The 5,932-nt window shown below is 73.6% G+C and carries 5 protein-coding genes; 3 read left to right on the top strand and 2 right to left on the bottom strand.

Features of this window, described 5'->3' with window-relative positions; translation table 11 throughout:
- Positions 1-1,696 precede the first annotated feature (1,696 nt).
- Together ABZ374_RS43910 and ABZ374_RS43905 are read right to left on the bottom strand one after the other, a co-directional pair.
- The gene (locus tag ABZ374_RS43910) at positions 1,697-2,809 is read right to left on the bottom strand and encodes a HAMP domain-containing sensor histidine kinase (protein WP_360323381.1); all 1,113 of its coding nucleotides are present in this window, start codon (positions 2,807-2,809) and stop codon (positions 1,697-1,699) included.
- On the bottom strand, positions 2,806-3,504 hold the full coding sequence (locus ABZ374_RS43905) for a response regulator transcription factor (protein WP_360323377.1): 699 nt from the start codon (positions 3,502-3,504) through the stop codon (positions 2,806-2,808). Before ABZ374_RS43905 ends, ABZ374_RS43910 begins: the two co-directional genes overlap by 4 nt.
- A gap of 301 nt (positions 3,505-3,805) precedes the next feature.
- Here ABZ374_RS43905 and ABZ374_RS43900 point away from each other — a divergent pair, with 301 nt between their 5' ends.
- From ABZ374_RS43900 to ABZ374_RS43890, 3 genes are read left to right on the top strand one after another with little or no spacing between them, the layout of a single operon-like run.
- Positions 3,806-4,510 (top strand): glycosyltransferase family 2 protein, encoded by a 705-nt coding sequence (locus ABZ374_RS43900; RefSeq protein WP_360323375.1) that lies wholly within the window; start codon positions 3,806-3,808, stop codon positions 4,508-4,510.
- Entirely contained in the window at positions 4,507-5,127 is a 621-nt protein-coding gene (locus ABZ374_RS43895) for a TIGR04282 family arsenosugar biosynthesis glycosyltransferase (RefSeq protein WP_360323373.1), read from the top strand. Before ABZ374_RS43900 ends, ABZ374_RS43895 begins: the two co-directional genes overlap by 4 nt.
- Positions 5,124-5,831 carry a methyltransferase domain-containing protein gene (locus ABZ374_RS43890; RefSeq protein WP_360323371.1) on the top strand — a complete coding sequence of 236 codons (708 nt, stop codon included), beginning with the start codon at positions 5,124-5,126 and terminating at the stop codon, positions 5,829-5,831. The genes ABZ374_RS43895 and ABZ374_RS43890 overlap by 4 nt, the downstream gene beginning before the upstream one ends.
- The last annotated feature ends 101 nt before the right edge of the window (positions 5,832-5,932 follow it).

The following is a 5,932-nucleotide window of genomic DNA, read 5'->3' as shown; positions in this document are numbered from 1 at the left end:
CGAAGCGAAGGGACACGAAGTCACGAGCGAGGGGCCACTTTTTTGTGGAGGAGCCTGCGACGGAGCAAAAAAGTGGTGCCTCGCGAGCCGGCGCCAAAGGCGCCCAATAAAAAGCAGCGCTGCATCGCCGAAAGCCGCCCACCCCGCTCGCTGCGTTCGCGACCTCGGCTCGGGTGTGGGGTCGGGCCCACGGCCGGGGTCCACCGGTTCGCTGCGTTCGCGACCTCGGCTCGGGTGTGGGGTCGGCCCACGACCGGGCCCACCCGCTCGCTCCGCTCACGACCTTGGGTCGGGTGTCGGGCCCGGCCCGTGACCACCCTGCCCACCCGCTCGCTGCGCTCGCGACCAGGTCGGGTGTCCGGCTCGGCATGCGATTGCCGCTCACCGACTCGCCGCGCTCTCGACCTCGGCTCGGGCGTCGGGCCCGGCCCGCGACCAGGGTCCACCGGCTCGCTCCGCTCGCGACTCCGGCTCGGGTGTCGGGCCCGGCCCGCGACCTCCCTGCCTACCCACTCGCTGCGCTCGCGACCTCGCCCGAGGCGTCGGGCCAGGCTTGCGTTTCGTGTCGGCCCGCCAGCTTGCTCACGACTTCAGGTCGGGTGTCGGGCTTGGTTCGCGTGCTGGGCCTACCGAATCGCTGCGTGTGCGATTTTGCTCCCGGTGTTGGGCTCGGCATGCGATTTGCCGCTTACCGACTCGCTCCGCTCGCGACCTTGCCTGGGTGTCGGGCTTGCCATGCGACCGGGCCCGCCGGCTCGCCGCGCTCTCGACCACGGCTCGGGCGTCGAGCCCGGCCCGCGACCGCCGCCCACCGACTCGCTGCGCTCGGACCTCGCCCGAGGTGTCGGGCCAGGCTTGCGTTTGTGTCAGCCCACTGGCTCCGTTCGCGGTTTCGGGTCGGGTGTCGAGCCCGGCCCACGACCGCCGCCCACCGGCTCGCTGTGCTCGCGACCTCGCCCCAGGCGTCGAGGCCGGCCGCGACCACCGTCGACCGACTCGCTGCGCTTGCGATCTCGCGCCCGGTATTGGGCTCGGCTTGCATTTCGGACTGACGGGCTCGCTCCGTTCGCGATTTCGGCTCGGGTGTCGGGGCCCAGCCCGTGACCGCCGTCCACCCGCGCTCCGCTCGCGACCTCGCCCGAGGCGCCGGGCTCGCCATGCGATCGAGGTCCACCGGCTCGCTGCGCTCGCGGTTTCGGGTCGGGTGTCGGGGCCCAGCCCGTGACCGCCGTCCACCCGCGCTCCGCTCGCGACCTCGCCCGAGGCGCCGGGCTCGCCATGCGATCGAGGTCCACCGGTTCGCTGCGCTCGCGGTTTCGGGTCGGGTGTCGGGGCACAGCCCGCGACCGCCGCCCACCGACTCGCTGCGCTCGGACCTCGCCCGAGGTGTCGGGCCAGGCTTGCGTTTCGTGTCAGCCCACTGGCTCCGTTCGCGATTTCGGGTCGGCTGTCGGGCTCGGCCCGCGACCGCCGCCACCGGCTCGCTTCGCTCACGACCTCGCCCCAGGCGTCGAGCCCGGCCCGCGACCACCGCCCACCCACTGGCTCCGCTTGCGATCTCGCTCCCGGTGTCGGGCTTGGCTTGCATTTCCGCTGACCGGCTCGCTTCGCTCACGATTTCAGGTCTGGTGTCGGACCCAGCCCACGACCACCGCCCACCCGATCCCCTCGCGCGCCCCCGCCCCCAACGCCACCCTCACCCCGCCGGCAGTCTCACCTCGAAGCGGCAGCCCATTCCCGTGTTCGCCACGCCCACCTGTCCCGCGTGGGCTTCGACGATGCCTCGGACGATGGCCAGGCCCAAGCCCGCGCCGCCGCCGGGGGCCGGGGTGCGGGCGTGGGTGCCGCGCCAGCCGGTGTCGAAGACTCGGGGGAGGTCCTCCTCGGGGATGCCGCCGCATGCGTCGGTGATCGAGACCACGACCTCGTTCTCGGCGGTGCGTACGCCGACCGCGACCGTGCCGTCCGAGGGGGTGTGCCGGATCGCGTTGACCAGGAGATTCGTGAACGCCCGGGACATCTCGCGGCCGTCCACCCGGACCGGTACCGCGGCGATGTCCTCGCCCGCCACCCGAACCGAGCAGGACCGGGCCAACTCCTCCGTACCCGCCATCGCGTCCGCCACCAGATCGTAGAGCGAGACCCGCGCCAGGGTCAGCTTCAGCGCGCCCGCCTGGATCCGGGACAACTCGAACAGGTCGTCCACCATCCCGCTGAGCCGATCCACCTCGGTCCTGATCCGTCGGTGGTAGCGCGCCGGATCCTCCGGCAGCCCGTCCTCCAGCGCCTCGGCCATCGCACGCAGACCCGCGAGCGGGGTGCGCAGGTCGTGCGAGATCCACGCGATCAGCTCGCGCCGGGCGTGCTCGACTGCCCGCTCGCGCTCCCTGGATTCGCTGAGCTGCACTCCGGCACGCTCCAACTCCCGTCCCAATTCCGCGAGTTCGGCCACGGCCGAGATCCGGTGCGGCGGTCCGGACGGGCCGCCGCCGAGTGCCCGCGCGGTGCCCCGCAGCGCCCGCACGTCGGCCACCACCGGGCGGCCGAGCAACATCGCCACGCCGATCGCGAGCACCGCCGAGACCGCGCAGACCACCATCACCACGGTCAGGTCGTGCGAGGAGAGCAACATCGCCTGGGAGACCCCGACCGTACCCGCGGCCATGCCGGCTATCGTGACCATCGACATCGCGGCCAGCGCGACCGAGAGCGAGCGATTGCGCAGCGCGCGCAAACCGAGCAGGCCCAGCAGGGTGACCCCGAGCCCGCTGCCCGCCGCGATCAGGCAGATCAGTGCGAAATCCTTCACGGGCACGCGGACTCGACCTCCAGTCGGTACCCCACGCCCCACACGGTGACCAGGAGTCGGGGAGCGGCCGGGTCGTCCTCGATCTTCTCCCGCAGCCGACGCACATGCACGGTCACCGTCGACTGGTCGCCGAATTCCCAGCCCCAGACCCGGCGCATCAACTCGTCCCGGGAAAAGGCCCGGCCCGGACTGCCGAGAAAGAAGCACAACAGGTCGAACTCGCGTGCGGTGAGCGAGAGTTCGCGACCGGCACGAAGCACCCGGTGGGCGGCGACGTCCACCTCGATGTCCGCGTGCCGCAACACCGACGGCAGTACGGGCGCCGCCGCAGCCGGGGCCGCGACCCGGCGCAGCACGGACTGCACGCGCAGCACGAGCTCACGCGGACTGAACGGCTTGGTGACGTAGTCGTCCGCGCCGACCTCCAGGCCGAGCACCCGGTCGCCCTCGTCGCCCAGTGCGGTCAGCATGACCACCGGCACCGGACCGCGCTCGCGCAGCCGCCGGCAGACGTCCAGCCCGTCCATGCCCGGCAACATCAGGTCGAGCACCACCAGGTCCGGCATTTCGGCGAACGCCAGATCGAGCGCGGCGGGCCCGTCGGCGGCGTGCGCCGTGCGGAACCCCGCGCGTTCGAGATAGCCGACGACGACCTCGGCCACGGTCGGATCGTCGTCGACGACGAGCACCTTCATGCCGGCGAGTGTAGGTGCGCGAAGGGGGACGATTCCGGCGGGCGGTCGATCCGTAAGAGGGCCGTAACCCACATGGCCGTATCGCCGCGACGTCAGCACTCCGTAAGCACGTCATGCCTGGGTATGCGGCCGGTGCGTATCTAGCGTGAGCCGCATGGAAGCCTCTTCAGCGCATCCCGCCACGCCTCCCGCCGAGCATCCTGCCGCGCCTCCCGTCGAGCATCCCGGCACGACCTTCGAGACGTCTTCCGGAACGACCTCCGACACGTCTTCCGGAACACCTTCCGGAACGCCTGCCGAGATGCCGTCCGGAACGCACTCCGAAACGCCCCCCGCCGTGCCCCGCGTGGACGTCGTGTTGCCGTGCCTCGACGAGGCCGACGCGCTCCCGTGGGTGCTGGCCCGGATGCCCGCCGGATATCGCCCGATCGTCGTGGACAACGGCTCGCGCGACGGCTCGGCCGAACTGGCCCGCTCGTTCGGCGCCCACGTGGTGGTCGAGGAGCGGCGCGGGTTCGGCGCGGCCTGCCACGCGGGGCTGCTCGCGGCGACCGCGCCGGTCGTGTGCTTCTGCGACTGCGACGCGTCGCTCGACCCCGGCCAACTGCCCGAGGTCGCCGACCCCGTGCTCGCCGGCGCCGCGGATCTGGTGCTCGGCCGCCGCCGCCCCCAGACCCTGGGTTCCTGGCCGCCGCACGCGCGCCTGGCCAACGCCGTCCTGGCTCGGCGGTTGCGCGGGCGCACGGGCGCTCGGCTGCGCGACCTCGGGCCGATGCGGGCCGCCCGGCGCGTCGACCTGCTCGCCTTGGAGGTCGTGGATCGCCGCTCCGGCTATCCGTTGGAGACCGTGGTCCGCGCCGCCGACGCCGGCTGGCGGATCGCCGAGGTGGACGTGCGCTATCTGCCGCGCTCCGGCCGCTCGAAGGTCACCGGTACGGTCCGGGGCACGGTCACCGCGGTTCGGGACATGAGCGCCGTGCTCGCCCGCGCGGGGCGGCCCGCATGAGCACCCTCGTGGTGATCGCCAAGGCGCCGCTGCCCGGTCGGGTCAAGACCCGGCTGACCCCGCCGCTGACCCCGGACCAGGCCGCGACCGTGGCCGAGGCCGCGCTCACCGACACGCTCGCGGCCGTACTGGCGACGCCCGCCCGCCATCGCGTACTGGTGCTCGCCGGCGAGCCCGGACCGTGGCTGCCCGCCGGCTTCGACGTGGTGCCCCAGGGGCTCGGCGGCCTGGATCTGCGCTTGGCCGCCGCGTTCGCCGGTTGTACCGGGCCGACCCTGTTGGTCGGCATGGACACCCCGCAGATCACTCCCGAACTGCTGACCGTGGACTGGTCGGCCGCCGACGCGTGGTTCGGCCCGGCGACCGACGGCGGATTCTGGGCGATCGGGCTGCGCGAGCCGGACCCGTCGGTGTTTCCCGGCGTGCCGATGTCGGTGCCGAGGACCGGCGCGATCCAGCGCGCGCGGCTGCTCGCCGCCGGGCTGACCGTCCGCGACCTGCCCACCCTGACCGACATCGACACGGTCGCCGACCTGGCCGCCGTCACCCGTGACATCCCCGACTCGCACTGCGCCGGCGTGGCCCGCGCGTTGCTCGGCGGGGAGGTGTACGCATGACCCTGGTGCGCGAACCCGATCGCACGGCCGACCTCCCGGCGGCCACGCGGGCCGGTACGACGGCCGACGGGCCGGCGGGCGCCGGGACCGACCCGTACGCGGTCGCCCTGCGCGAAGGCGGAGCGCTCTACGTACGCCGCCACGGCCACCGTCGACAACGCCTGGAACTGGCCCGTTGGTGCGCCGACCCGGACACCGCCGACGACACCATGCTCGCCCGATGCACCGGTCCCACCCTGGACGTCGGCTGCGGCCCGGGTCGACTGGCCGCGGCCCTGAGTCGCCGAGGAGTGACCGCGCTCGGCATCGACCCGGTGCCGGCCGCCGTCGCGCGGGCCCTGGCCGCCGGCGCCACCGCGCTGTGCCGGTCGGTGTTCGAGCCGCTGCCGGGCGAGGGTCGTTGGGCGGCGGCGCTCCTCGCCGACGGCAACATCGGCATCGGCGGCGACCCCGGCCGGCTGCTCGACCGCATGCACGGCCTGCTCGCCCCAGGCGGCCTGCTCGTGGTGGAGACCGACGCCCAGGACGTACACGAACGCTTCGCCGCCCGCGTCGAGGACGACCACGGCTGCCACGGCGGCGCGTTCCGCTGGGCCCGCATCGGCACCCCGGCCCTACGCGTCCTGGCCCGCGCCCACCACTTCACCATGACCGAAACCTGGACCCACCCCAACCGAGCCTTCGCCACCCTCCGCCGACCCTGAACCACCAACACCCACCCCGGAGCGCCACCCCCGCGCTCCGCGCCCGCCTCGGGGTGCCACTTCCGAGCCCCGCCGGTCGCCGCGCTCCGCGCCCGCCTCGG

Source organism: Embleya sp. NPDC005971 (assembly GCF_040629175.1).
GTDB lineage: Bacteria > Actinomycetota > Actinomycetes > Streptomycetales > Streptomycetaceae > Embleya.
This window is presented reverse-complemented; position numbering and strand designations above follow the sequence as displayed.

What these genes read in the sequence shown, in the direction of transcription:
- ABZ374_RS43895 (WP_360323373.1), top strand. Translation starts at nt 4,507, where the DNA reads ATGAGCACCCTCGTGGTGATCGCCAAGGCGCCGCTGCCCGGTCGGGTC.
- ABZ374_RS43890 (WP_360323371.1), top strand. Translation starts at nt 5,124, where the DNA reads ATGACCCTGGTGCGCGAACCCGATCGCACGGCCGACCTCCCGGCGGCC.
- ABZ374_RS43905 (WP_360323377.1), bottom strand. Translation starts at nt 3,504, where the DNA reads ATGAAGGTGCTCGTCGTCGACGACGATCCGACCGTGGCCGAGGTCGTC.
- ABZ374_RS43900 (WP_360323375.1), top strand. Translation starts at nt 3,806, where the DNA reads ATGCCGTCCGGAACGCACTCCGAAACGCCCCCCGCCGTGCCCCGCGTG.